This window comes from Allokutzneria albata (assembly GCF_900103775.1).
GTDB classification, from domain to species: Bacteria; Actinomycetota; Actinomycetes; order Mycobacteriales; family Pseudonocardiaceae; genus Allokutzneria; species Allokutzneria albata.
In genome coordinates this window covers 7,465,789-7,490,961 of the sequence record NZ_LT629701.1, presented here as the reverse complement: position 1 = coordinate 7,490,961, position 25,173 = coordinate 7,465,789, and the positions used below count along the sequence as shown (strand labels likewise).

Genomic DNA, 25,173 nt, shown 5'->3' with positions numbered 1-25,173 from the left:
ACACGCCGTCAGTCGTTCGAGCGACCCCGATCCAGCGACGACCAGTGCTGGTCAGGCGGGCCGTAGCTCACCCACGGTCGCGACTCCCCGGGTCCGTCCTCCCCATCCGAGGGATGGCCGGCCGGACCGACTTCGGTCTGGCCCGATGCGACGGCTGGTGGTCGCGGTGCGGCGGCCGGTGGCGGCTCCGACGGCTGCCGGTGCCGGGCAGATGGATCTTGACGGGCGGACGCGCCGACAGCCGCGCCGAACGGCGACCAGTGCTCCCCGGTGCCGTACTCGCCGGGGGCCGGCGGCAGCCCCATCGGGGCTGACGGCATCGACAGCGGTGCTCGCCGGGTGCGCGCCGACCAGCCGCTGTCGTAGCCGGGCGAGGGGTGCTCGCCGCTCGGGTCCGCCTCCGGACGGTGCCGCGGTTCCGCGGGCGGGGCGGGCAGGCGGCCGGAGGGGCCCGAGGAGACGTAGGGCGCCGTCCTCGGCACGTCCGGGGAGGAGCCCCAGTACTCCGTGCGCTGGTCCTGCTGGGGTTCCGGGCGCCGGTGGCCCGCCGACCGGTGTTCCGGCGTCCGGTGCGCGGGTTCCTGCGGCCGCAGGAAGGTCGTCTCCTGGGCAGGCGCGGCGACCACCCGCGTGTGCTGCCCCGAGTCGCCGGTGGGCAGGACGCTGGTGTGCTGGTCAGCCCGGGGAACGACCGTGGTGGGCCGTCCCGGCAGCGGCAGTGCGCCGGAGTCGCCCGGTGCGGGCATCAGCGTCGTCGCCGAGTCGGGCGCCTGCACGACCTTGGTGGGCGGCGCGGCCGACGTGCCGTTCGCCGGACGCTGGGGCTGCTCTTCGAGCATGCCGTCGAGGGCGATCGCGTCGGGGACGACGGTGGCGTTCTGCCCCTCGTACTTGGTGCTCTCGTAGGCGACCATGGCCTCCGCGAGCAGTTCGGCCAGGCCGATCCCCGCCTTGCGGCGCCGGGACGACGGCCCGCCCGCGAGGCGCTTCCGCTCCTGGGGCTGCTGGTCCGACTGTTCCTGTTCCCCTTGGGGCTGCTGCTCTTTCTGGGACTGCTGAGCGGCTGGGGCGGCCTCGGGTTCCGCCGCCGGAGCCGTGTCGGTGACCTCGTCGAGGGTGCGGCGCTGCACGACGCGGTGAACGGCCAGCGAGGGGTTGGTGCCTGGCCCGTTCACGTCCGCCAGGCGATCGGCAGTAGTGCTCGTCCGCTCGCCGGTGCCGGTGTTGGAATGATCGGCGGTGTTGGAATGATCACTGTCGCGTTCGTCACCACTGCCCTGTCCGGCGCCGCTGCCTTCGTCATCGCCCCTGGCCTCCTGGCCGTTGGCCCAACTGGCGAATTCGGCGGCGAGGGACCGGCGACGGATCACGCGGGTCGGTGAGATACCGGGCGCGGGCTCCTGCGATTCCGGCTCGGCGGCGGGCGTCGCGGATTCGGCGGCTGCGGGCTGAGTCGGCGCGCGTTCGGGCCTTGCCTGGTCAGCGAGTGCGGACTCGACGACGGGCTGCTCGGCCGAGGTGTGCTCGGTGGCGCCGGGCTGGTCATCCGCGTGGTCGTCGGCTTCCTCGTCCGGCTGCGCGTCGATGCTGGCGACGGGCCTGGGCGCGCCGTTGCTGCGCTCGACGGTCTCGGGTTCAGCAGGCCGCTGCTCGATGTCTCCTTGCGAGGCGGGTTCGGCGGTCGCACGGTCGCCCTGCTCGTCATCGGCGTGGGCGACGGGGCCCGGCGTGCGGTCACGGTGCTCGATGTCGGCGTGATCGGCGGAGCGTTCAGCGGCCTCCGGCTCGACGCGGGGGGCTTCGACGGGTGCGAGATCGGCGCTCCGTGCGACGTCGCGGTGACCGTCGGCGTCGTGCGCGGCGGGAGCCTGGGCGTAGACGTCGTGCCCGGGCTGGTCGTGCTCGGCATCGACGGCGGTGGCCTCGCTCTCCGACCACTCTGCCTCGGGTTGCGGGGACGGCACGGGTCGCGGCGGCGCGGGGATGGCGTCAGGACCCGGCTCGTCCGGAATGGGGTGCGGCTCGGGCACGTCCGGGACGGGGCTCGGCTCGTGGGGCTCCGGGTCCTCGCTGGGTTCCGGCAGCTTCGGCGCGGGCGGGGGCTCGGGAATCGTGTCCGCAGGGGGCTCGGCGTTCCGCGTCGGCCAGGCCGGGAAGCCGCTCGTCCAGCCGTTGCGCGGGGGCTCGGCGGCCGGAGCAGGCTCGGCGCTCGGCTCGAAGGAGCGGGGTTCGAAGGACTGGGGCTCGGCGGGTTCCTCGTCCGCGTGCGGTGAGCCGGGCAGGCGGAGATCGCGCGAAGTGAGCACGGGCGGCCAGTCGGACCGTGCCTCCGGGATCTCGTACTCGTCGGCCTCGGGGGTCTGTGGAGCGCTCACCGGGAGCCCGACCGAGAAGCTCAGGCCCTCGAAGGCCGAGTCCTCGTCCAGTTCCTCCGGATCTTCGGGTTCCGGCGTCGTTTCCACATCGGCCCGGTGCATCTCGGCGAGGAAGTCGTGCGCCATCACGCGGTCGTACGCCGAGGAGTCGTCGTCCTGGACGGGCGCGGGAGCGGCGGAGCGGGTCTCGGCCGGATCGGTCCAGCCGTTGTTGTGCTTCGGGGCGGGCTCGGACGGCTCCGGCTGGTCCTCGGCCGGGTCGACCGGCAGGCTCCCGGTCTCCCCCTTGGACATGGCCATCACCTGCGCGAGCAGTTCGGCCACCGAGTCCCGGCGCACCTGGTCTTCGGCGTCCCGGTCCGGCTCCTGGGCGGTCTCGGGCTCAGGTTCGGTCTCGGGCTCGGCGAAGCCGGGCAGGACGGCCGGGGACAGCTCCAGCTCGTCCGGTTCCGACCAGGCGTCGTGGTGGTAGGACTCGACGACCGGTTCGGGGTCCAGGCGGACGTCGGTGATCTCCACCAGCTCGTCGTCGGGGTCGGCGGCCTCGGGTTCGGAGAAGCTGACCACCGAGGGCAGCAGGCCGCTCGGCAGCTCGAACGTCCCGCTCGCCTCCGGCCCGGCCTCGCGCACCGCGCGGGTCTCCAGCTCCGCGGCGGTGAACGACGCCTCCTGCTCGGGGTAGTCGGGATCGTCGCTGTAGTCGGGATCGTCGCTGTAGTCGTCCTCCGCGCCGTGGTCGCGGACGGGGTAGTGCTCCGCCGCCTCGGTGATCACCGGCAGCGGTGTCGTCGGCGCCTCGAAGAACGCGGGCTCCGGCGACTCGCCGAGCGCCGGGTGGTCCTCGTCCGGGATGGGCTCGTCCTCGTACTCCGCGGTGAGGTCGGCTTCGGGCTCGGGCGCGGGATCGAGGACCGGCCAGGAGGTGTCCTCGTCCTCCGCGACGGTCTCGGGCGCGTCGTCGAGCCGATAGCCGAAGTCGTCGGGCACCGCGCTGCTGGGCAGCGGCGTGATGCTCACGGGCTCGGCGACCGGCTCGTCCTCGACCGGCTCCGGCCGGACGGGCTCGGCCTCGAACCGCTCTTCGGCGAAGTGGTCGTCGGCGAACTGGTCCTCAGCGAACTGGTCGTCGCGGACCGGCTCCTCGTACTCCTGCGTTTCCTGGACCGGCGTTTCGTGGACCGGCTCGTCCAGCCGCGGGTCGCCCAGGAACGGGGCGTCGAGCAGCGGGTCGGCACCGTGGTCGAGGTCGGCGTCAACCCGGAATTCGGCATCCGCTCCGAATTCCGTATCCGTGCCGAATTCCGCGCCAGTGCTGAATTCCGCGCCAGTGCTGAAGCCGGCGCCCGCGCTGTGGGCAGCAGCGGAGGTGAAGTCGTTGTCCGGCAACGGGATCGAGGCGGGACGCTTGGCCTCGGCGAGCGCCCGGTCCGCCTGGGTGAACAGGTCCTCGCGAGTGTCGCCGGGCCGGTGCTCGGCGACGCCGGCGTTGACGGCGACCGGGAACCCGATGGCCGAGCGCAGTTCCGCCACCCACCGCTGCGCCTCGTCCCGGGTGGTGCCGGGCAGCAGCACGGCCAGTTCGTCGCCGTCCACCCTGGCCAGGGTGGCCTGGTTGGGCAGGCTGCCGCGCACGCGCTCGACCAGCGAGTTGAGCATCTCCTCCGGCCGGGGGTGGGCGTCGGCGGGCTCCGGCCCGGCGAGGTCCAGCAGCACCAGCGCCAGGGTGTCGGTGGCACCGTCCTCGTTGACCACCGCGTCCAGCCTGCGGAGGAAGCCGGTCTGGGTGAGCAGGCCGGGCATGTCGATCTCGGCGGAGCCACGCCCGACGTCACGGCGGATACGGCCCCGGCGCAGCGTGGCCGCGACCTGATCGCGGAGCGAGGTTCCCGTGTCGGCGGTGTCGTGGCCGGGCAGCTGGATGCTGCTCAGCCGCTCGATCAGCATCATGCGCACCCCGTACACCGCGCGCTGGCGGCGGCGTTCGGCGGCGTGCGCGTCCCGCAGGCAGGCGAGTGCCTCGGTCAGCTCGCCGGTCAGCTCGTAGACGTGCGCCAGCGATTGCAGGCTCTGCGTGAGCAGTGGCTCGGAGCGGTGCCTGCGAGCCAGGTGGGCGGTGCCGCGCAACAGCTCCGCGGCCGACTCCACGTTGCCCATGGGCAGGTGCAGGCGGGTGGCCAGCGCGAGCTTGAGCCAGCCGACGCTGGACGCCAGCGGGGAGCGCACGGGACGTTCCATGAACTCCAGTGCGACCCGCTCGGCCTCACGGTCCCGGTCGAGGTCGAAGAGGGCGCAAACCCGTTGCAGGACAAGCCTTCCGCTGGCATAGCCGCTGTCGGCCGCCGGATCGGAGAGGTCGGAGAGCATGGCGATGCCCTCCTCCGCCGCGTGCACCGCGGCGGGCAGGTCACCCCACCGCCGGTGGTTGCCCGCGGCCGCCGCGCGCAGCAGCGACCGCAGGATCACCACGGTGTCGGCTTCCAGCTGCCGGTCCTGCTGGTAGAGCTGGTCGGCCTCGGTGAGCGCGTCGGTCAGCTCGGGCACGCTGCCCAGCCGGGCGAGGCAGTCCACCAGCTGCACCATCGCCGCGCCGCGCAGGCCCGCCGGTGCGTCACCGGCCTCCAGCAGCGGGCGCAGCAACGCGAAACCGGTGAGCGGCGTGCCGACCACCCTGGCCGAGTTGGCCAGTTCGATCCGCAGCCGCCAGCCCAGCTCGACCTCGCCGACCGCCTCCGCCGCCGACAGGGCGGCGATGGCGCGTTCGGCGACGGCGACGCCCTGTCCGAGCCGGTTCAGCGCGAACAGGGCCAGCATCTCGCCGCGCAGCCTGGCCCACTCGTCGGAGTGGGCCAGCGCCAGTTCGGCCGCGCGCTCGCCGAGGACCAGGGTCAGCTCGGGCGCGCGCCAGCGAAGCCGCCAGGCGGAGGTGACCAGTAACCCCGCCTCGCTGCATCCCTGGTTCGCGCCACCGGCCGCCATGGTCGTCAGTCCCCGCTCAGCCTCTGGTCAGCTTGCGGTAGGTGACCCGGTGCGGACGCGCGGCCTCCGCGCCGAGCCGCTCGATCTTGTTCTTCTCGTAGCCCTCGAAGTTGCCCTCGAACCAGAACCACTTCGCCGGGTTCTCGTCGGTGCCCTCCCACGCCAGGATGTGCGTGGCGATGCGGTCCAGGAACCACCGGTCGTGCGAGATGACCACGGCGCAGCCGGGGAACTGCTCCAGCGCGTTCTCCAGCGAGCCGAGGGTCTCGACGTCGAGGTCGTTGGTGGGCTCGTCGAGCAGGATCAGGTTCCCGCCCTGCTTGAGGGTCAGCGCCAGGTTGAGCCGGTTGCGCTCACCGCCGGAGAGCACCCCGGAGGGCTTCTGCTGGTCGGCGCCCTTGAAGCCGAAGGCGCCGACGTAGGCACGGGACGGCATCTCCACGTTGCCGACCTGGATGTAGTCCAAGCCGCCGGAGACGACCTCCCAGACGTTCTTCTTCGGGTCGATGCCCGCGCGGTTCTGGTCGACGTAGGACAGCTTGACCGTCTCGCCGATCTTCACCTCGCCGCCGTCGGCCTTCTCCAGCCCGACGATGGTCTTGAACAGGGTGGTCTTGCCGACGCCGTTGGGGCCGATCACGCCGACGATGCCGTTGCGCGGCAGGTTGAACGACAGACCGTCGATCAGCACCCGGTCGCCGAAGCCCTTGACCAGGTTGTCGACCTCGACCACCACGTTGCCCAGGCGCGGGCCCGGCGGGATCTGGATCTCCTCGAAGTCCAGCTTCCTGGTCTTCTCGGCCTCCGCGGCCATCTGCTCGTAGCGCTCGAGACGGGCGCGGGACTTGGTCTGCTTGGCCTTGGCGTTGGAGCGCACCCAGGCCAGCTCGTCCTTGAGCCGCTTCTGCAGCTTGGCGTCCTTCTTGCCCTCGACGGCGAGGCGCTCGGCCTTCTTCTCCAGGTAGGTGGAGTAGTTGCCCTCGTAGGGGTGGGTGCGGCCGCGGTCGAGCTCCAGGATCCACTCGGCCACGTTGTCCAGGAAGTACCGGTCGTGGGTGACGGCGAGCACGGCGCCCTGGTAGGAGGCCAGGTGCTGCTCCAGCCACAGCACGCTCTCGGCGTCCAGGTGGTTGGTGGGCTCGTCGAGCAGCAGCAGGTCGGGCTTGGACAGCAGCAGCTTGCACAGCGCGACGCGGCGGCGCTCACCACCGGAGAGCTTGGTGACGTCGGCGTCCGGCGCCGGGCAGCGCAGGGCGTCCATCGCCTGCTCCAGCTGGGAGTCCAGGTCCCACGCGTCGGCGTGGTCGAGCTCCTCCTGGAGCTTGCCCATCTCCTCCATCAGCTCGTCGGAGTAGTCGGTGGCCATCTGCTCGGCGATCGCGTTGAAGCGGTCGAGCTTGACCTTGATCTCGCCGACGCCCTCCTCGACGTTGCCGAGGACCGTCTTCTCCTCGTTCAGCGGCGGCTCCTGCTGGAGGATGCCGACCGTGTAGCCCGGGGCGAGGTAGGCCTCGCCGTTGTTGGGCTGATCCAGGCCGGCCATGATCTTCAGCACGCTCGACTTGCCGGCGCCGTTCGGGCCGACGACGCCGATCTTGGCACCGGGCAGGAACTGGATGTAGACGTCATCGAGGATGACCTTGTCCCCGTGTGCCTTGCGCACCTTTTTCATGGTGTAGATGTACTCGGCCATAACCGCGATCGTATCCGTCCTGTCGGTGCCTGATTGACTCGCGACCCCGCCGCGGCGGCGCCGTGGCCGGGTGGTGCGCGAACACAAGTGTGGATCACACGGGATACAGCGATCCCGCCGCCTCGGAGACATCGCTGTCATCGCCGTCCCGGGGCTCTCGCGACCCGGGCACCACCGTGGCGCCCGCGTCACCGCTCGCGCCGCGGTGCACGCGCTGCACCCGCGCCAGGCTGCGCGCGAGGTCGGGGCCGACCGCCTCGGCGTCCAGCTCGACCACGGAGCGGCGTTGCCCCTCGGTCTCCCACTCCCTGGTGCGCAGACGGCCGGTGACGACAACGGGATCGCCCTTGCGCAGCGAGTAGGCCACGCCCGCGCCCAGTTCTCCCCAGCATTGCACGGACAGGAACAACTGGTCCGCGTCGACCCACTCGCCGCTGGCCCGGTCCAGGCGCCGCCGGGTGCTGGCGACGCGGAAGGACACCACGCACGCGCCGGACTTCACCGTACGGCTCTGCGGGTCGTTGACCACGTTGCCGATCACTGTCGCCTTCGAGTCGTGCATCTCCACCTCCGGTCGGACTGCGCTGACGGGTTCCACTGTGCGGTGCCCGCCGTGGCCGGGGACCGCTCCGCGGCGGATCTGTGGACAACCACCCCCGATGTGCACAACCAGCCGCACGTGGTGCGAAATGCTTGAGGTCACCTTGACTGAGTGAGGACTCACTCAGATAGGTTGGCCCGCATGACAGTGGCCGGTCAGCGCCGCAGGCGCGCCCCCGCGATGAGCCCGGAGGACCGCAGGGACTCGATCGTGCGCGCGACGCTGCCCCTGCTGGCCGAGCACGGCGGCAACGTCACGACCAGCCAGATCGCCAGGGCCGCCGGGATCGCCGAGGGCACCGTCTTCCGGGTCTTCGCCGACAAGAAGGAGCTGATCGGCGCCTGCCTGGAGGCCGCGTTCCGGCCCGACGGCCTCGCCGCCGAGCTGACCGCCATACCCGCGACCGAGGGCCTGCACAAGAGCCTGGTGCGCGCGGTCCGGGCGATCGGCGCGCACGTGGACCGGCTCGGTTCGCTGATGCAGGGGCTGGCCGCCTCCGGCTACCGCCAGGACGACCGGGAGAATGCCGACGGCGAGGACGGCCCGATGCGTCACCTGGCGCCGATCAGCCAGGCGCTGTCCGCCCTGCTCGCCCCGCACGACGCACAGCTCCGGCTGGGTGCGGAGCGCTCGACCGGTTACCTGATGGGCCTGGTCTTCGTCGACCGCCTGGCAGGCCGCTTCGGCGGCACCACCGCAGACCCCGAGGAACTCGTGGACCTCTTCCTGCGCGGAGCAGGCAGCAGCACCGAGGAAGGACCGCAGGCATGACCGAGCTGATGATCGACGCCGTCCGGATCACCAAGAAGTTCGGCAAGATGACCGCCCTGGACGGCGTGGACCTGCAGGTCCCCAAGGGCACGGTGATGGGGCTGCTCGGGCACAACGGCGCGGGCAAGACCACCCTGGTCAACATCCTGTCGACACTGACCACCGCGACCTCCGGCACCGCGCGGGTGGCGGGCTACGACGTGCTCACCGACGGCCACGAGGTGCGCGGCCGGATCGGGCTGACCGGGCAGTTCGCCTCGGTGGACGAGCAGATCACCGGGCTGGACAACCTGGTGCTGATCGCCCGGCTGCTCGGCGCGGGCAAGCGGGAGGCGCGGGAGCGGGCCGACGAGCTGCTGACGGTCTTCGACCTGACCGCCGCGGGCGGGCGCAAGGCGCAGACCTACTCCGGCGGCATGCGGCGGCGGCTGGACCTGGCCGCGAGCCTGGTCGGCCACCCGGACGTGATCTTCCTGGACGAGCCGACGACGGGCCTGGACCCGTCCAGCCGCAACAGCCTGTGGGAGATCGTCGAGCGCCTGGTCCGCGAGGGCACCACGGTCCTGCTGACCACGCAGTACCTGGAGGAGGCGGACCGGCTGGCCGACCGGATCACCGTGCTGGCCTCCGGCCGGATCGTCGCCGCGGGCACCGCGGACCAGCTCAAGGGCGACATCGGCACCCGGACGATCATGCTGACGCTGGCCCACCCCGGGGACGTCACGGTGGCGATGGACGCGCTGAAGCGGGCCGGGCTGAGCCCCTCGCACGACGTGACCCGGCGCAAGATCTCCTCCCCCGCGGTGGCCTCGACCGACCTGATCCTGGCGGTCCGGGCGCTGGACCGGGCCGGGGTGATGGTCACCGAGCTCGGCATCTCCGAGCCGTCGCTGGACGACGTCTACCTGGCCCTCAACCACGACCCGAAGGCCGACGCGGACAACGCCAACGCCGTCACCCAGATCATCAAAGCCATCTCCGCGGCGTGAGGAGGAGTTCGCAGATGAGTTCGTCGCTCGCCCCGGCCGCCTCGGGCACCACCTGGCGCGGCAGCACGCTGTTCACCCAGGTCATGGTGCTCACCGGGCGGTCGCTGCGCAGTGTGCTGCTGGACCCGAAGAACCTGCTGTTCACCCTGCTCACCCCGCTGATGATGCTGTTGCTGTTCAGCCAGGTCTTCGCCAACGTGGCCAACACCCCCGGCTTCCCCAAGGGCGTCAGCTACATCAACTTCCTGATGCCCGCGACGCTGGTCACCACGGCCCTGTCGGCGGCGATGACCGCGGGCATCGGCTTCGTCAACGACCTGCGCAACGGCGTGCTGGCCCGCTTCCGCGCGCTGCCGATCAACGGCGGTTCGGTGCTGGCCGCCCGCAGCCTGGCCGACCTGGTGCGCAGCGCGGTGCAGCTGATCATCATGATCGTCGCGGCGGTCGCGCTGTTCGGCTTCACTCCCAAGGGGTTCGGCGTCGCGGGCGCGCTGCTGCTGGCGCTGATCGTCGGCTGGGGCCTCGGCTGGCTGTTCCTGGCCGTCGCGACCTGGATGCGCAATCCCGAGACCCTGCAGATGTTCACCTTCCTGGCGATGTTCCCGCTGATGTTCGGCTCCAGCGCGTACATGCCGTTGGAGGGGCTGCCGGGCTGGATGCAGTTCGTCGCCACGATCAACCCGCTGACCTACGCGATCGACGCCTCCCGCGAGCTGACGCTGCAGGGCACGCTGAGCTCCACCGCCTTCACCTCGATCGGCATCAGCCTGGTGATCGCGGCGGGCGGGATGGTGTTCGCGGCCAAGGGCTTCCGCAGGCAGTAGCTACCGGTCGCGCTTGGCCAGCCGGGCCAGCATCTCGTTGTAGGCGTTGAGGTCGGCGTCGCCGTCGGCCTCGGCCCTGCGGTCGGAGCGCTTGGCCTCGCGCTCGTCGTCGCGGGCCCACTGCACGAGCAGCGCGATCACCACGACCAGCAGCGGGATCTCGCCGGAGGCCCAGGTGAGGCCGCCGCCGAGGCGCTGGTCGACGAGCAGGTCGGTGACCCACGGCAGGGCCAGCTGCGAGTAGAACTCCTGGCCGATCACGTACTGCGCGCTCATCAAGGCGATGCCGAAGAACGCGTGGAACGGGATCGCGGCGAAGAGCAATCCCAGTCGACCCAGGGGCGGGAGCCTGCGCGGGGCCGGATCGATGCCGACGACGGGCCAGTAGAAGACATATCCGGCGACGATGAAGTGCAGGTTCATCGCGAGGTGCGCCCAGTGCTCGGGCAGCGCGGCGTCGAACAGGCCGGAGAAGTACAGGCCGTAGAAGGAGCCCACGAACAGCACGAGCGCGACGATCGGGTGCGTCAGGAACCGGCTCACCGGTGAGTTGACGAAGGCCAGCAGCCACTCGCGCGGTCCGGGCGGCGCTTCCTTGCCCGCGGGCGCGATCGCGCGCAGCGCCAAGGTCATCGGCCCGCCGAGCACGAGCAGGATCGGCACGAGCATGGACAGCAGCATGTGGCTGCCCATGTGCACGCTGAACATCGCGGGCGCGTACCGGCCGATGCCGGTCGACGTGGCGATGAGGAGGGTGGCGCAACCGCACAGCCACGAGATCGTGCGGCCTACGGGCCACTTGTCGCCGCGCGAGCGCAGCCGGCGGACACCGGCCACGTAGAGCGCCGCGAGCACCAGGGCCGCCGTGCCGAAGACGAGGTCGAACCGCCAGTCCAGCACCAGGTTGAGCAGCGTCGGCGGACCGTCGAGCTTGTACCCGATCATCACCTCGGTGGTGCCCAGGGCCGGCTTGTCGTTGGGCGGAGGCGTGCTGCCGAGGGCCACACCGATCGCGATCGTCGCCAGCATCAGCAGTACTTCCAGGCCGCTGATGCGCAGCAGTGCTCCGCGAGAGGCGCCTTCGGAGACGGCTTTGACACCGCGTTGCCGCTGGAGCTGACCGAAGACACCGAGCACACCGAGCGCCACGATCTTCGCGACGAGGAGCAGGCCGTAGGTGCTCGTGAACAGGTCCTCCAAGGGCAGCCGCACCAGGCCGTTGATCACACCGGAGACCGCCATGACCAGCCAGCAGACCAACGCCACCTTGGAGAAGCGCGAGTACGCGAGCCCCAGGTTCCCGCCGCCGCGCCGGGCGTGGGCCACGAGCGCGATGAGCCCGCCGACCCACAGCGACATCGCCACGAGGTGGTAGATGAGGCTGTTGGTGCCCACGTCGTGCGAACCGCCCGTGGCGGAGTGACCGGTCACAGCGACGGGCAGCAGCGACACGAGCGCCAACGCGAGGCACGCGACCGTCCAGCCCCACGAGAGCACCACGCGGCTCAGGATCGCGACGATCCCGGCCAGCAACGCGGTGAAGACCCACGCCCTCGCCTGCTCCAGCTGTCCCACGAGCGCGAAGAGCGAGCCCGAGGAGATCAGGTCGGTGACCGGCTTGCCCGCGGCGTTGGCCGTGAAGAACGGCACGGTCAGCACCGCGCCGACGAACCAGGTGACCGCGCCCCAGGAACCGAGTCGCAGCGCCGCCCAACCGTCCGCGGAGAGCCTGCCGGTGCGCTGCTGCGGGACCATGAACGCCGCGAACATCAGCGAACCGACGCAGAGCACCGCTCCCGCTTCGGCGAGCGTCCGGACCATGGGCAGGCCGAGGCGGGTCAGCTCACCGGGGTCGGAAAGACCGAACCGGATCAGCTCCTCGACGGGCGAGAGCGCGGTGAGCGCCCCGGCCACGACCAGCGCCAGCAGGACGGCGGGCAGTACCAGAGCGGCGATGCCTGCGGCACGGCCGCGGGCCGGGGTGGGGGCTTCGGGCACCCTTCGAGCCTAAGCCGTGACCTGGATCGCCCCACTTCGCGTGTCCGGGTTTGCGGATCAAGCGCGAACCTCGCGCAAACAACAGTTACCCTTCTTCCGGCGCGCAAGCGTCCGGCCTCCATAGCTCAGCTGGATAGAGCAACAGACTTCTAATCTGTCGGTCGCAGGTTCGAGTCCTGCTGGGGGCGCCAAACCAGCCAGTCGCGCCTGGTGACGCGGCTGAGGAGCGGGCTGCGGTGTCCGGCCCGGCCACTACTGGCCTGGGCGTTGTCGAACAGCGCCTCGGCGACGATGGCGGGCAGGTGGGCGGCGACGACCGGCTTGGCCGTCGCCGCACGTGCTGAAGTTCCGCCGCACCACGGGTTCTCGTCTTCGCCCCTGACGAGTTCGACGCCGCCGCGGAGCGTGTTCCAAGCAGTTGATGACGTGCCGCGCTCGAACAAGATCCAGAGATGCGGCCCGAGAGCGATTTCGGTGACCGTGACTCTGGTGGGACACCGGGGTCGTTCGAGTTTCCGCCCACGACGGGCGGGGCGGTTCCGTGGACGACCCAAGCTCTTGTGCGCCGGGCCGGAGGTCTTGACCGCGGGCGTCGGGCATCCGCGTACGTGGGGTTTGTTCGCGTCCGGGACGGCGACGCGCATGGAGCGCCTTGCCGCAGGTCAGACTCGTGACCGAGGGGGCGCTCGACTGCCGTTGCCGCTCACGGCAAAAGCGCCCCTTATACATATCGCCATTCTGCAACCGGAGGACCGTCGGCGCACTCAGTCGTTTTGTGGCGGATTTGCGCGAACGGCATCGGCATAAAACCATCACCAATTTCGCGGACTTACGCCGACCACGAGCGACTCGACTCCCGCGGCCTCCTGTACGACAGCGGCGCCCCGACCGGGCTCGCACGCGGTGACGGGCGAGGGCATTCAAGATCATCGACTCGGCCCGGCCCCGCGAAGTGCTCGTTCGAGAAGGAAGCAGCAGTCGAACACACCGATGATACAGACTCGCCCACGGGGGCATAAAAGATCATTAATCCGCCGGTCTTGACATTTTCTCCAGGCTTCTCAAATACTGGAAACCGGTGTGACGTGCACCGACTGGCACTGGGGGAGAAGATGTCGAATCGCCATAAGGCGAGGAACGCGGCAAGAAAGTGAGCGGCCCGCCGCCGGCTCGGCTGCACCACTGGAACCCGAAGGTTATTCGGGCACTATAGCGGCGCCTCATCACGCCTGCAAGACCCGAGGCGGCGATCGCCGGTCATCACCGAAATAGTTCGTCCGGCCGTCGGAGATCAATTGCGCCGACCGGTCCAATCCTGCGCTGCAATCGTTGGCAGCAAACCAGACGTTGTCGACCCCGGGCGCAGTGCGCCCAGGTGACGAAGGATTCGACAAAAAGGGAACACATGACTGCGGAAGATGCACGGGCGGAATTGCGTCAGCAAATCTTCGAGGCGCTGTACGAGGTCGCCGGAAGCCTCCTGGAAAGCCAGGACATCGGGCCGGACACGGAGTTCCCCGAGACGGGGATGAGCTCGATCGAGTTCCTGGCGTTCATCGAGAAGATCGAGACGAAGCTCGATGTCTTCATCGACCTCGAAGAGAACCAGGACCTGACCACCGTCAACAAGTTCTGCGATCTCCTGTTGGAAGAAGCAGCGACGGCCTGAGACGCGACCGAGCAGTAGCAGGCAACAGGCGGCTCCCCCTGTCGAGACCGGCTGGGCCCTGTCCTTCCGACACAAGATTACGGAGTTCTCGCTATCATGCACGCAAAGGCATTTGGTTGCTTCCTGCCTCCGTTCCACGACCCGTCGGTCAGCCCTTATGCGGCACTGCAGCGCGATATCGAACTGTGCGGACTGGCCGATGACCTCGGTCTCGACGAGGTCTGGGTCGGCGAGCACCACTCCAGCGGCTGGAGCACGCTCAGCACCCCGGAAATGTTCCTCGCGGCGCTGGCCCGCGAGACGCGCCGGATCCGGCTCGCCACCGGCGTGATCCCGCTCCCCTACCACCACCCCCTGCACGTCGCGGAACGGATGGTGCTGCTCGACCACCTCACCGGCGGTCGCGCGATCCTGGGTGTCGGCACGGGCACCTACGTGCACGACATGGAGATGACCGGGGTGGACCCGAGCACGCTGCGGGCGAACTTCCGGGCGTCCCTGGACGTCGTGCAGGCGCTCGTCAACGGCGAGACCGTGGACACCGAGACCCCGTGGTTCACCGCGAAGAAGGCCGTGCTGCAGCTCCGGCCGCTGCGGGGCTCCATCGAGACCGTCGTCGCGTCCTCGCTGAGCGATCCCGCGATCGAGATGCTGACGGACACCGCCACCACGCCGACCGTGCACGTGGTGCCGCCGTGGGGCGCCATCCGGCCGGGCATGGACAAGGACCCGGTCGGTGCGCTGGTCGAGCGCGTCGACGCCTACCGGAACAAGTCCGGGGGCGCGACGCGGGTCCGGTGCAACGTCTTCGTCCACGTCGCCGACTCGGCCGCCGCGGGAATCGACGAAATTCTGACCGGATTTTCCGAGCTGCGGCGCGGTTTGTACAAGAAAATCCTCGGCATGCCCATTCCGGACTCTCCGGTCGCGCATCGCAAGACGGTGGAGAGCCTTGTCGACTCGGGCGCGTTCATCATCGGGGACACCGCGACCTGCACGCGCGCCATTCGCGATCTGCTGGATCGCCTCGGTGACCCGGTGTCGTTGAACTTCTTCGTTCCCCGCTGGGTCTCGCACCAGGCGACTCTCGACCAGCTGACGACGCTCTCCCAGGAGGTTCTGCCTGGGCTCTTCGGCGCGCTCGACGGTACCGCGGAATCCATGAAGCTCACCGCGGAAGAGGCCGCTCGCCAGATGAAACGTCGGACCGAGATCGGGTAACGGAGGGCAACGAATGAGCTCCGCACGGGTGAGCTTGGACTTCAGTTCCGACGAGTTCCTGGCCGACCCCTGGCCCATCTACAAGGAACTCCGTGAGTCGGAGCCGGTGTACTGGTCGGAGGCCTTCAAGGCCTTTCTGATCACGAGGTTCGAGGATGTCGTCGAACTCCTGACCGACCGGCAGGTCATCAGCGGATTTCCGATGCGCAGCAGCCGCCGGTTGTTCGGCCCGACGTTGCTGGACGCCGACGGGCCGCGTCATCGCGAATTGCGGAAGATCTTCACGCCACTGTTCGTGGGCGCCTCGGTGCGGCGACTGCGCACCGAGATCCTCATTCCGGCGGTGGACCAGGTTCTCGACACGATCGAGGCCGAGATGGGTTCCGCGGACGAGGTCGACGTCGAGTTCATGGAGCGCGTCGCGGTCGGGGTGCCCTATGCGATGGTCACCCGGCTGTTCGGGGTTCCGCCGGAGGACGCGGCCTGGCTGCGGCCCCGGGTTCTTCCCCTGGCGGGTGCCATCGAGTTTCCGGCGACCTCGTTGGAAACGGCGCTCAGGACCAAGGCGGAGCTGGTCGAATACCTGAAAGACAAGCTCGCTGATCGCCGTGAGGGCGAGCGGATGCCGTTCCTCGATCTCGTCTTCCCGCCGGGCGAACCGGTCGATGAATCGCTGCTGGGATCGGCCACGCTGTTCTTGCTCGCCGGAACGGAGACGAGTGTCGCCACCATCGGCAAGATCATGTATGCCCTTTTGGCGCATAACGTCGAATTGTCCGCACTGGCCGACGCCGAGTACCGGGACCAGGTGGTCCGCGAGACGCTGCGGTGGGAGCCGCCGAGCCACACGGTCCTCAGGTACGCGTCCAGGGACCTGAACCTCCACGGTGTGGACATCAAGCGCCGGTCCGCGCTGCTGCTGTCACTGGGCAGTGCCAGTCGCGACGAGCGGGTGTTCGCCGATCCCGACACCTGGATCCCCGGCCGTGCGGACCAGCGGATGCTGGCGTTCTCCAACGGACCGCACACCTGCCTGGGCATCCAGCTGGCGCTGGCGGAGTTCGACACGCTGTTCGAGCGGATGTCGCTGCGGTTCGGCGGCGTCCGGCGCAGCGGCTCGCTCGACGGCATCCGGCCGGGCTTCTGGCGGTTGAGGGAGCGGGGCCACATCTTCCGCCGTCCCGATCACCTCCACGTACGACTGGAGCGCCGACGCGCGGGGAGCAGCAAGGCCGATGCCTGACGCACCAGTCGCTCCTTTCGATCTGACGGCCGGGCTCGCGGCCGGGTCGTCCGGCCGCGACCGCGCAGCCCTGGTGGTGGCCGCGTTCGCCGTGACCCTGCACCGGTGGACCGCGATCGGCGAAGTCGCGATCGCGGTCCCCGGCAAGGTGTTCCGGATCCGGATCGACGACGAGGCGTTCGTCGACGACTTCCTGCGCGCGGTGCACGCGGCCCCGGTCGCCGATGACGGACCTGTGGACCTGGAGATCGCTTCCGAGCACGCCGATCTCCGGTCCGGGCAGGTCCGCTTCGTCACCGACGTGCCGGACGCCGCGCACGGGTTCATCGCCGACGTCGCGGCCGCAGTGGACGAGCTGACGTCCCTCGACGGTCCCCTGCAGGACGTGCGCTGCATCGCGCCGGAGCGCCGCCCGGTCCTGGATGCGCTGGCGGGCACCGACGTTCCCGCTGTCGACATCGAAACCCTGTTCCTGGAGCAGGTGCAGCGCCGCCCGCAGGAGGTCGCGGTCTGCGACGCGAGCGTCGAACTGACCTATGAACAGCTCGCGCACGAGGCCGATCGCTACGCCGAAGTCCTGCGGCGGTCCGGAGTGCGCTCCGGTGACACGGTGCTCATCGCGGCGCGGAGGTCGGTCGGCGAGGTGGTGGCGCTGCTCGCGATCATCCGCATCGGCGCCGCGTACGCGGGATTCGACGATGACGCACCGGAAGCACGGCTGAACAGGATCATCGGGAAACTGGCACCCGCGGTCGCGGTGACCGAGGCTGCCACGGCCGACCATCCAGCCCTGCGCGAACTCACTCGCGTCGACTTGTGGCAGCCCGGACAGCACGCCGACACCGATCCCGGACCGTTCGGCTGGACACCGGGCGCTCCGGACCCTCGCCGCACGGCGTACATCGCCTTCACCTCCGGCTCCACCGGTGAACCGAAGGGCGTGGTCGTCCCGCACCAGGCGGTCACGCGGCTCGCGCTGACGACCGAACTCCAGATGCGCCCCGGTGACCGCGTTCTCCGCTTGGCGCCGCTGGCTTTCGACGCGTCGACGTACGAGATCTGGGTGGCCCTGCTCAACGGCGCGACCCTGGACGTCCTCGCCGCGAAGCTGCCCACGGTCGGAAAGCTCGACAAGTTCTTCACCGAGCGGAAGATCTCGGTCGCGTGGCTGACCGCCAGCCTGTTCCGGCTGGTCGCCCAGTCCCGGCCGCGGGCGCTCGCCGGACTGCGCTGGCTCGTCAGCGGCGGCGAGGTGGTGCCGCACGAGGCGGCGGCGCGCATGCTCGACCTGCACCCCGGGTTGGTGATCACGAACGGGTACGGCCCCACCGAGAACACCACGTTCACGACCACGCACACCGTGCGGGACAGCGCGGAGATCGACGGGCCCCTTCCCATCGGCAGGCCGATCGCCGGCACCAGGGTCTTCGTTCTCGACCACAACGCGCGTCTGCTCCCGCCCGGCGCGATCGGCGAGCTGTACGCGGCCGGATCAGGTCTGGCCGACGGCTATCTCGACGACGAGACCGAGACGAAGAGCCGGTTCGGCCACTTCTCGCCCGATGTCGGTGAACGCCTCTACCGCACCGGCGATCTGGTCCGGCTCGACCCGCACGGCGACGTGATCTTCCTCGGCCGGGTGGACAGGCAGGTCAAGCTCGACGGGCACCGCATCGAAACCGAGGAGATCAGCACCGCCCTCGCCCGCCATCCCGACGTCCGCGACGCCGTGATCGTCGTTGCCCGGCAAGCGGACCGGAGTGCCCAGCTCGTGGCGGGCGTCGTCGTGCACCCCGGTGCAGGAACGGACCCGGCATCGTTGCGCGCGTACCTGGCACAGCTGCTGCCGAGCTACGCGCTCCCCGCGCTGTGGGCACTGGTCGACGAGATCCCCCTGACCCGCAACGGAAAAGCCGACGAACAAGCCCTGATCGCCTCCGCGACGCGGCCGGCACCCGCGAGAAGAAATGCTTGACGCGCCCAGTGAGCGCCAGATGAAGGAGAACTCGATGAGGTTGTCGCTCGGGCAGGAACGGCTGTGGCTGGTGCAGCAGCTCGACCGGACCAGCGCCGCGTACAACATCCCGATCGTGCTGCGGTTCCGCGACGGCATCGACTTCGAGCAGCTCGGCCGTGCGCTCGACGCGCTCGTGACCCGTCACCCCGTGCTCAGCTGGACCTTCGACGTGGACGAGTCGGGGCTGCCCGCCGCCATCCCGGTGGAGGGCTTCCGCATCCCGGTGGTGCGACGCACCGCGGGGCCCGGCGACGAGTGGCAGAAGCACGCCGGAGAGCTGGCCGCCGAGCCGTTCGACCTCGCGGCGGCGCCGCCCGCGCGCGCCGTGGTGGTCGAGTGCTCGGACGGATCGGCCGTGCTGTGCCTGGTGTTCCACCACATCATCATCGACGGTCGTTCCCTCCAGATCGTGACCGAGGACGTGACCGCGCTCTACCGGTCACCGACCCCGACGCCGGTCGACGCGCTGTACGAGGACTTCGTCGCGGCACAGCGCGCCGGCACCGACGACGAGGCCGCCGCGAAGCACCTCGACTACTGGCGGAAGGAGCTCGGCGGATTCGAACCGCTGCGGCTGCCGACGGACCGGCCGCGGTCGGCTGTTCCGGAGTTCGCCAGCGACCACGTCTACTTCGAGCTCCCCACCGAGCTCACGGCCGCTCTCAACTCCTTCGCCCTGCGGAACCGGTGCGCGCTCTCCAGCGTCATGGCCGCGGTGTTCCAGGCGTTGATGGCTCTCCAGTCCGGCCAGGAGGACGTGACGATCGGAACGGTGCTGGCCGGTCGTGACGACCGCCGGTTCTCCGACGTCCTCGGCTTCTTCGTGAACACCGTGGTGCTGCGCACCCACATCACGCCGTCGACGACGTTCCGCGAACTGCTCAAGATGGCGCACGCCAAGGTGTTCGAGGCCTACGCACACCAGCGAGCGCCGTTCGAGAAGGTGGTCGCGGAGGTGCAGCCGGAACGGGAACCGGGTCGCAACGCGATCTTCGATGCCGTGGTCGTGCACAACGGCGAACTCCCCGTTCTCGGCGAAGGCGACATCACCCATCTGCCGTGGGCGGGCGTGAACACCCGGTTCGACCTGGAGCTGGTCACGCACCTGCAGGGCGGCAAGCTGTACGGCACGCTGACGTTCCGCTCCAGCCTCTTCCACCGCTCCACGATCAAGCGGCTCGCCGGCCGGTTCGTCCGGCTCATCGAGCAGGGGCTGGAGAACCCCACCGAGCCGATCTTCGGAGCACTGCGCGGGCCGCTCGACTACTGGCGGAAGCAACTCGCTGATGTCCCCGCGGCGTTGGAACTGCCGACCGACCGCGCTCGCCCGGCGGTGGCGTCCTCCAACAGCGACTCGATCTCCTTCACCGTGGACTCCGGTGTCGCCGAGAAGTTGCGTGAGCTGAGCAGTCGCCACGACGTCCCTCTGTTCACGACGCTCCTGGCGTCCTTCAACCTCTTGCTGTCCCGCTACGCCCGCACCACCGATGTGACGGTCGGAGCGCCCACGTCCGGATCGGTCGGTTTCGACGCCAACATGGTGGTGCTGCGCACGGATCTCTCCGGCGATCCCACCTTCCCGGAACTGCTGGGCCGCGTGCGGGAAACCACGCTCGGCGCGTACGAGCACGAGGATGTTCCCTTCGAACGCCTCGTCGAAGAACTGGTGCCGGAGCAGGACTTCAGCCGCCATCCGCTCACCCAGGTCGCCTTCCAGCTGGTGAACGTGCCGTTGTCGGACGTGTCAACCGCCAGCGCGGAGGCGAAGCCGTTCGATCTCGAATGCCATGTGGCAGAACAGAGCGGCGTGTTGGAGGCGCGGATCGACTACAGCGCCGACCTCTTCGACCGGGTCACGATCGAGCGGTTCGTCCAGCATTTCCACCAGCTCCTCAGCTCCGTAGGGGCCGACCCGGAGCGACCGCTGTCCGCCTTCTCGATGATGAGCGACGCCGAAGTCCGGCAGCTGGTGGAGATCTGGAACGACACCACCACGACGTTGCCGGCCCCGGCGACCGTGCCCGCCTTGTTCGCCGAACAGGTCCACCACCGACCTGACGCGACAGCCCTGGTGTGCAACGAAGAGTCGCTGACCTACGCCGAACTCGACGCCCGATCGAACAAGCTCGCGCACCGGTTGCGGGCTCTGGGCGCCGGGTCCGACACCCTTGTCGGAGTGTGCCTGCCCCGCTCCGTCGGGCAGATCACCGCATTGCTGGCGATTCTCAAGACCGGCGCCGCGTACCTGCCGGTCGATCCGGACTACCCCGAGCAACGCCAACGGCTCCTGCTCGCCGATGGCGGAGCCCGACTGGTGATCACCGCGGACCTGCTCGGCGATCCGACGATCGACGAAGAACCGCCGACCGCGGTCGAGTCGGCAGTGGGACCGCGGGACCTGGCCTACGTCATCTACACCTCCGGCTCGACCGGGCGTCCCAAGGGCGTCGAGATCGAGCACCAGGCGATCATCCGCCTCGTCACCGGGCTGCCGGACGGCATCCTCGGCCCCCGCGAAGTGCTGCTGCACGCGTCGGCGATCTCCTTCGACGCCGCCACGTTCGAGATCTGGGGAGCCCTGCTCACCGGCGCCACCTGCGTCATCTCCACCGAGCGAGTCCTCACCGCCCGCCCGCTCGCCGACGCGATCGCCCGCCACCGGATCAGCACGCTCTGGCTGACCTCGTCGTTGTTCAACCACATCGTCGACGAGGACACCTCGGCGCTGGCTGGGCTCCGCCATCTGCTCGTCGGTGGTGAAGCGCTGTCCGTCGCCCATGTTCGGCGCGCCATCACCGCACTGCCGGACACGCAGATCGTCAACGGCTACGGCCCCACCGAGAGCACCACGTTCGCCACCTGCCACCCAGTCACCGCTCCGCTCCCCGCCGATGCCAAAGGCATCCCCATCGGCCGTCCGATCGGCAACACCCGCGTGTACGTCCTCGACGACCACGGACAGCTCGCACCAACCGGGGTACCGGGTGAACTCCACGTGGCCGGACCCGGTGTCGCACGGGGCTATAGCGGGCAACCCGAACTCACGGCGGAGAAGTTCGTCCCCAACACCTTCGACACCACCAGCGACCGGCTCTACCGGACCGGGGACATCGTCCGCCACAACGCGAACGGCGACATCGAGTACCTCGGGCGCGTCGACGACCAGGTCAAGATCCGTGGCTTCCGCATCGAGCCCCGGGAGGTCGAAGCCGCCCTCCTGACCCATCCGGACATCTCGCAGGCCGCCGTCATCGCACGCGAGGACACGCCCGGCCAGAAGCGACTCGTCGCTTATCTCAGGGTCGCGGGGGACGGAGTTCTCGACGAGGACGGTCTGCGCGCCCACCTGCGACGCGAACTGCCGGAGTACATGGTGCCCGCGGCGTTCGTTGCACTGTCCGAACTACCGTTGACGATCAACGGAAAACTGGATGTTCGGGCACTTCCCGAACCCAGCGGCAACACCCGGTCGGACAAGCCCGCGACGGTGGTCGGACCGCAGAACGCGACTGAGGAAGCGTTGGCGGCGATCTGGGCCGGGGTGCTCGACCTCGACACCGTCGGCAGGGACGAGAACTTCTTCGACCTCGGCGGGCACTCGCTGAAGGCCGCGCAGCTCGTCGTCCGGATCCAAGAGACCTTCCAGATCACCCTGCCGTTGCGGACGCTGTTCCAACAGCCCACGGTCGCGAAGCTGGCCGAAGAGATCAACGGCGAGCAGCGGGCGAGCACGACCCGCGTCCGCTCGTTCGATCCCCAGCCCGTGCTGCGCGACGTCCTCCCGGACTCGCTGCCGCCCCGCAGAACCGACGGGTTCTCGGACGTCCTGCTCACCGGAGCCACCGGCTTCGTCGGGGCGTACCTGGTACGCGAGCTGCTGACGCGGACCAGCGGGCGCGTGCACTGCCTCATCCGGGCAGCGGACGAACACGCCGGATGGCAGCGCCTGCGCGACAACCTCGACCGCTACGGCCTCTGGCAGGACGTCGACCACGAGCGGATCACGGTCGTTCCCGGCGATCTCGCGGCGCCCGGACTCGGGCTCAGCTCCGGGACCTTCGCCCGGCTGGCGGGCGAGATCGACGTGATCTGCCACAACGGTGCCCGGGTCGACGCGCTCGCCAGCTACGAACAGCTCGAAGCCCCCAACGTGGACGGCACCCGTGAGCTGATCCGGCTGGCGGCCACGACCCGGCTCAAGCGACTGCAGTTCGTGTCAACCATTTCCGCCGCCGAGGAAGGCGGTGACAGCGGCGGGTACGCGGTGACCAAGGCGCACGCCGAGCAGCTGATCATCGCCGCGCACGAGCACGGGATGCCCGCGGCGGTCTACCGGCTGCCCCGGATCGTCGGAGATTCGCGCACTGGCCAGGGAAACACGCGCGACATCATGTTGCGGGTGCTGCGGCTCATCCTCGAACTCGGCGCCGCACCCGACACCGAGCTGGAAGAACCGTGGATCGCGGTGGACGAGACAGCCGGTCTGCTCGCCCGGCTCGGCTTGGAGCAGCAGGACGGCAGCCGGTTCGTGCTGACGAGCCGGCGACCGGTCCGCCTCACGCACCTGCTGGATCTTTTGCGCTGCAAAGGCAAGGAGATCGACGTGCGCCCGGTGGCCGACTGGCTCGCGATGCTGGAGATCCACTCGCCCGAGGAGCACGCCATCCTGAAACTGCTCTTCGACTCCACTCTCGAAGCCGCCGACACCGGTCGGCCAGGTCCGGTGTTCGCCCCGATCGTCGCGCACGGCCCCGACGACAGCGCACTACTTCGTTACGTCGACACGATGCTCGTCCGGGAAAACGAAGGGCTATTGCAGAAATGACCCGTGAACGCCAGATGGCCCTGTACCGGTCCATGAAACTGATCCGGGAGTTCGAACAGCGATGCCTGGAGATGGCGATCGCCGGCGAGATCATCGGAGGTATCCACCCCTACATCGGGCAGGAAGCCGTCGCGGTCGGCGTGTGTTCGCAGCTGACGGAGCGGGACTTCATCACCAGCACCCACCGCGGGCACGGGCACGTGCTGGCGAAGGGCGCGGACCCCCGCAGGCTGCTCGCCGAGCTCCTCGGCACCTTGGAGGGCTTCAACAAGGGCCGTGGCGGATCGATGCACGCCGCGGACATGAAGCTGGGCATCCTGGGCGCCAACGGGATCGTCGGAGCAGGCGGAGCGATCGGCTCCGGCGCAGCCTGGGCCGCCAAGTCCCGTGGGAGCTCCGAGGTCGTCGTCAGCTTCTTCGGCGATGGGGCGATGAGCCAGGGCGTGCTGTTGGAGGCCTTCAACCTGGCCGCGATCTGGTCGCTGCCGATCCTGTTCGTCTGCGAGAACAACATGTACGCGACGAGCCTGAAGCTGGAGTCGGGACTCGCGGGCAGCGCGGCGCGGCGCGCCGAGGGCTTCGGCATGGTCGCGCGCACGGTCGACGGCATGGACGTCGAGGCCGTTGCCGACGTCGCCGGGGACCTGATCGAACGGTGCCGCCAGGGCCAGGGGCCCGCCTTCCTGGAATGTTCGACCTACCGGTTCTTCGGGCACCACTCCGTCCTCGAACTGCTGGGCGTCGAGTTCCGCGATCCCGACGAGGTGGTCAGGTGGCGCGAGCGGGACCCGATCGTCTCGCTGGGCGAGCAGTTGGGCGATGACGTCGTCGCCGAGATCGACCAAGCAGTCAAGAACAAGATCGATGAGGCGGTCGAGTTCGCGAAGAACGCCCCGTCGCCTGATCCGAAGGACGCACTGATGTACCTGTACTCGGGAACGGCCGCGGTCCGGCCGGGGGTGATCCTGTGAGCGACCTGCCATCTCCGTCGCCCGCCGTCGGATACATGCACGCGATGAACCGCGCGCTGCACGACGAAATGGCGGCGGACGAGGACGTGTTCCTGCTCGGCGAGGACGTCGGGGTCGGAGCGAGCGGTGTCACGTCGGGACTGCTGTCCCGGTTCGGCCGGGAGCGCGTGCTGGACACGCCGTTGTCCGAGCAGGCTTTCACCAGTTTCGGGACCGGCGCCGCGATGGCGGGCAAGAAGCCCGTGATCGAGTTCCAGATCTCCACGCTGATCTACCTGGTTTTCGAGCAGATCGTGAACCAGGCCCACAAGTTCTCGTTGATGACCGGCGGCCAGGTCAGCGTCCCCGTCACGTATCTCGTGTCGGGATCGGGTTCGCGATCCGGCTGGGCGGGCCAGCATTCGGACAGCCCTTACAGCCTGCTCGCCCAGGCGGGGATCAAGACCGTGGTTCCCGGCAGGCCCGCGGACGCGTACGGGTTGCTGCGCTCGGCGATTCGCGATCCCGACCCGGTGGCCGTCTTCGCTCCTTCCGCGTTGTTGGAGTCCACGGCCGTGCCCGACTCGGGAGAAGAGGAGATCGTGCCGCTGGGCGAAGCGAACGTCCTGCGTGAAGGCGCTGACCTGACCGTGGTGGCCCTGGGGCAGCACGTGGGCACGGCGCTTGAGGTCGCGGAAAGCCTCAGCGATCGGGTCGACCTCGAAATCGTCGATCCCAGAACGGTCTATCCCTTCGACTGGGACTGCCTCCGCAAGTCGGTGAACAAGACAGGGCGCCTCGTCGTGATCGACGACTCCAACCGCATGTGCGGCCTGGGTGCGGAGATCGTGGCGACGGCGGCCGAGGAATTCGACCTGGTGGCACCGCCGAGGCGCGTCTGCAGACCGGACGGCACGGTCATCCCGTACGCCCTTGCGCTCGACAAAGCCCTGGTGCCGGGCCCCGAACAACTGACGCGGGCCATCAGCGCCACGTTGAAGTTGTAGGTCGGACAAGGCAC

14 protein-coding genes and 1 tRNA gene are annotated in these 25,173 nt (G+C 69.5%); 11 read left to right on the top strand and 4 right to left on the bottom strand.

What is annotated here, in order from left to right; translation table 11 throughout:
• Nucleotides 1–8: 8 nt before the first annotated feature.
• The 3 genes from BLT28_RS34200 to ssb form a co-directional block, all read right to left on the bottom strand.
• Complete coding sequence (locus BLT28_RS34200) at nt 9–5,351, bottom strand: diguanylate cyclase domain-containing protein (protein ID WP_052406703.1); 5,343 nt, start codon at nt 5,349–5,351, stop codon at nt 9–11.
• Nucleotides 5,352–5,367: 16 nt separating this feature from the next.
• Complete coding sequence (ettA, locus tag BLT28_RS34195) at nt 5,368–7,044, bottom strand: energy-dependent translational throttle protein EttA (protein ID WP_030426521.1); 1,677 nt, start codon at nt 7,042–7,044, stop codon at nt 5,368–5,370.
• Between the two features lie 94 nt (nt 7,045–7,138).
• On the bottom strand, nt 7,139–7,606 hold the full coding sequence (gene ssb, locus BLT28_RS34190; protein ID WP_156050372.1) for a single-stranded DNA-binding protein: 468 nt from the start codon (nt 7,604–7,606) through the stop codon (nt 7,139–7,141).
• A 180-nt stretch (nt 7,607–7,786) separates the two neighbouring features.
• On the opposite strand from ssb, the gene BLT28_RS34185 reads away from it, so the two are divergent.
• From BLT28_RS34185 to BLT28_RS34175, 3 genes are read left to right on the top strand one after another with little or no spacing between them, the layout of a single operon-like run.
• Nucleotides 7,787–8,416 carry a TetR/AcrR family transcriptional regulator gene (locus BLT28_RS34185; RefSeq protein WP_081899921.1) on the top strand — a complete coding sequence of 210 codons (630 nt, stop codon included), beginning with the start codon at nt 7,787–7,789 and terminating at the stop codon, nt 8,414–8,416.
• A complete protein-coding gene (locus BLT28_RS34180; protein ID WP_063766499.1) occupies nt 8,413–9,405 on the top strand; it encodes an ATP-binding cassette domain-containing protein in 993 nt (330 codons plus the stop codon). The genes BLT28_RS34185 and BLT28_RS34180 overlap by 4 nt, the downstream gene beginning before the upstream one ends.
• A 14-nt stretch (nt 9,406–9,419) precedes the next feature.
• Nucleotides 9,420–10,229, top strand: coding sequence for an ABC transporter permease (locus BLT28_RS34175; protein ID WP_030426525.1), 810 nt, complete (start codon nt 9,420–9,422; stop codon nt 10,227–10,229).
• Here BLT28_RS34175 and BLT28_RS34170 read toward each other — a convergent pair whose 3' ends face one another.
• Nucleotides 10,230–12,227 carry a cytochrome c oxidase assembly protein gene (locus BLT28_RS34170; protein ID WP_030426526.1) on the bottom strand — a complete coding sequence of 666 codons (1,998 nt, stop codon included), beginning with the start codon at nt 12,225–12,227 and terminating at the stop codon, nt 10,230–10,232.
• Nucleotides 12,228–12,341: 114 nt separating this feature from the next.
• Between BLT28_RS34170 and BLT28_RS34165 the strand changes: the two genes are divergently transcribed.
• From BLT28_RS34165 to BLT28_RS34130, 8 genes are all read left to right on the top strand, one after another.
• Nucleotides 12,342–12,418: transfer RNA gene (locus BLT28_RS34165), tRNA-Arg, on the top strand.
• Between the two features lie 1,184 nt (nt 12,419–13,602).
• Entirely contained in the window at nt 13,603–13,896 is a 294-nt protein-coding gene (locus BLT28_RS34160; protein ID WP_156050374.1) for an acyl carrier protein, read from the top strand.
• Nucleotides 13,897–13,992: 96 nt separating this feature from the next.
• A complete protein-coding gene (locus BLT28_RS34155) occupies nt 13,993–15,117 on the top strand; it encodes an LLM class flavin-dependent oxidoreductase (RefSeq protein ID WP_052406705.1) in 1,125 nt (374 codons plus the stop codon).
• Nucleotides 15,118–15,130: 13 nt separating this feature from the next.
• Nucleotides 15,131–16,360, top strand: a complete 1,230-nt coding sequence (locus tag BLT28_RS34150; protein ID WP_081899922.1) for a cytochrome P450 — start codon at nt 15,131–15,133, stop codon at nt 16,358–16,360.
• Entirely contained in the window at nt 16,353–18,335 is a 1,983-nt protein-coding gene (locus BLT28_RS34145; RefSeq protein ID WP_052406706.1) for an amino acid adenylation domain-containing protein, read from the top strand. Before BLT28_RS34150 ends, BLT28_RS34145 begins: the two co-directional genes overlap by 8 nt.
• Before the next feature lie 34 nt (nt 18,336–18,369).
• Nucleotides 18,370–23,202 carry a non-ribosomal peptide synthetase gene (locus tag BLT28_RS34140; protein WP_162184774.1) on the top strand — a complete coding sequence of 1,611 codons (4,833 nt, stop codon included), beginning with the start codon at nt 18,370–18,372 and terminating at the stop codon, nt 23,200–23,202.
• Nucleotides 23,199–24,173 carry a thiamine pyrophosphate-dependent dehydrogenase E1 component subunit alpha gene (locus tag BLT28_RS34135; protein ID WP_030426532.1) on the top strand — a complete coding sequence of 325 codons (975 nt, stop codon included), beginning with the start codon at nt 23,199–23,201 and terminating at the stop codon, nt 24,171–24,173. Before BLT28_RS34140 ends, BLT28_RS34135 begins: the two co-directional genes overlap by 4 nt.
• A complete protein-coding gene (locus BLT28_RS34130; protein ID WP_197683921.1) occupies nt 24,170–25,159 on the top strand; it encodes an alpha-ketoacid dehydrogenase subunit beta in 990 nt (329 codons plus the stop codon). The genes BLT28_RS34135 and BLT28_RS34130 overlap by 4 nt, the downstream gene beginning before the upstream one ends.
• Nucleotides 25,160–25,173: the final 14 nt, after the last annotated feature.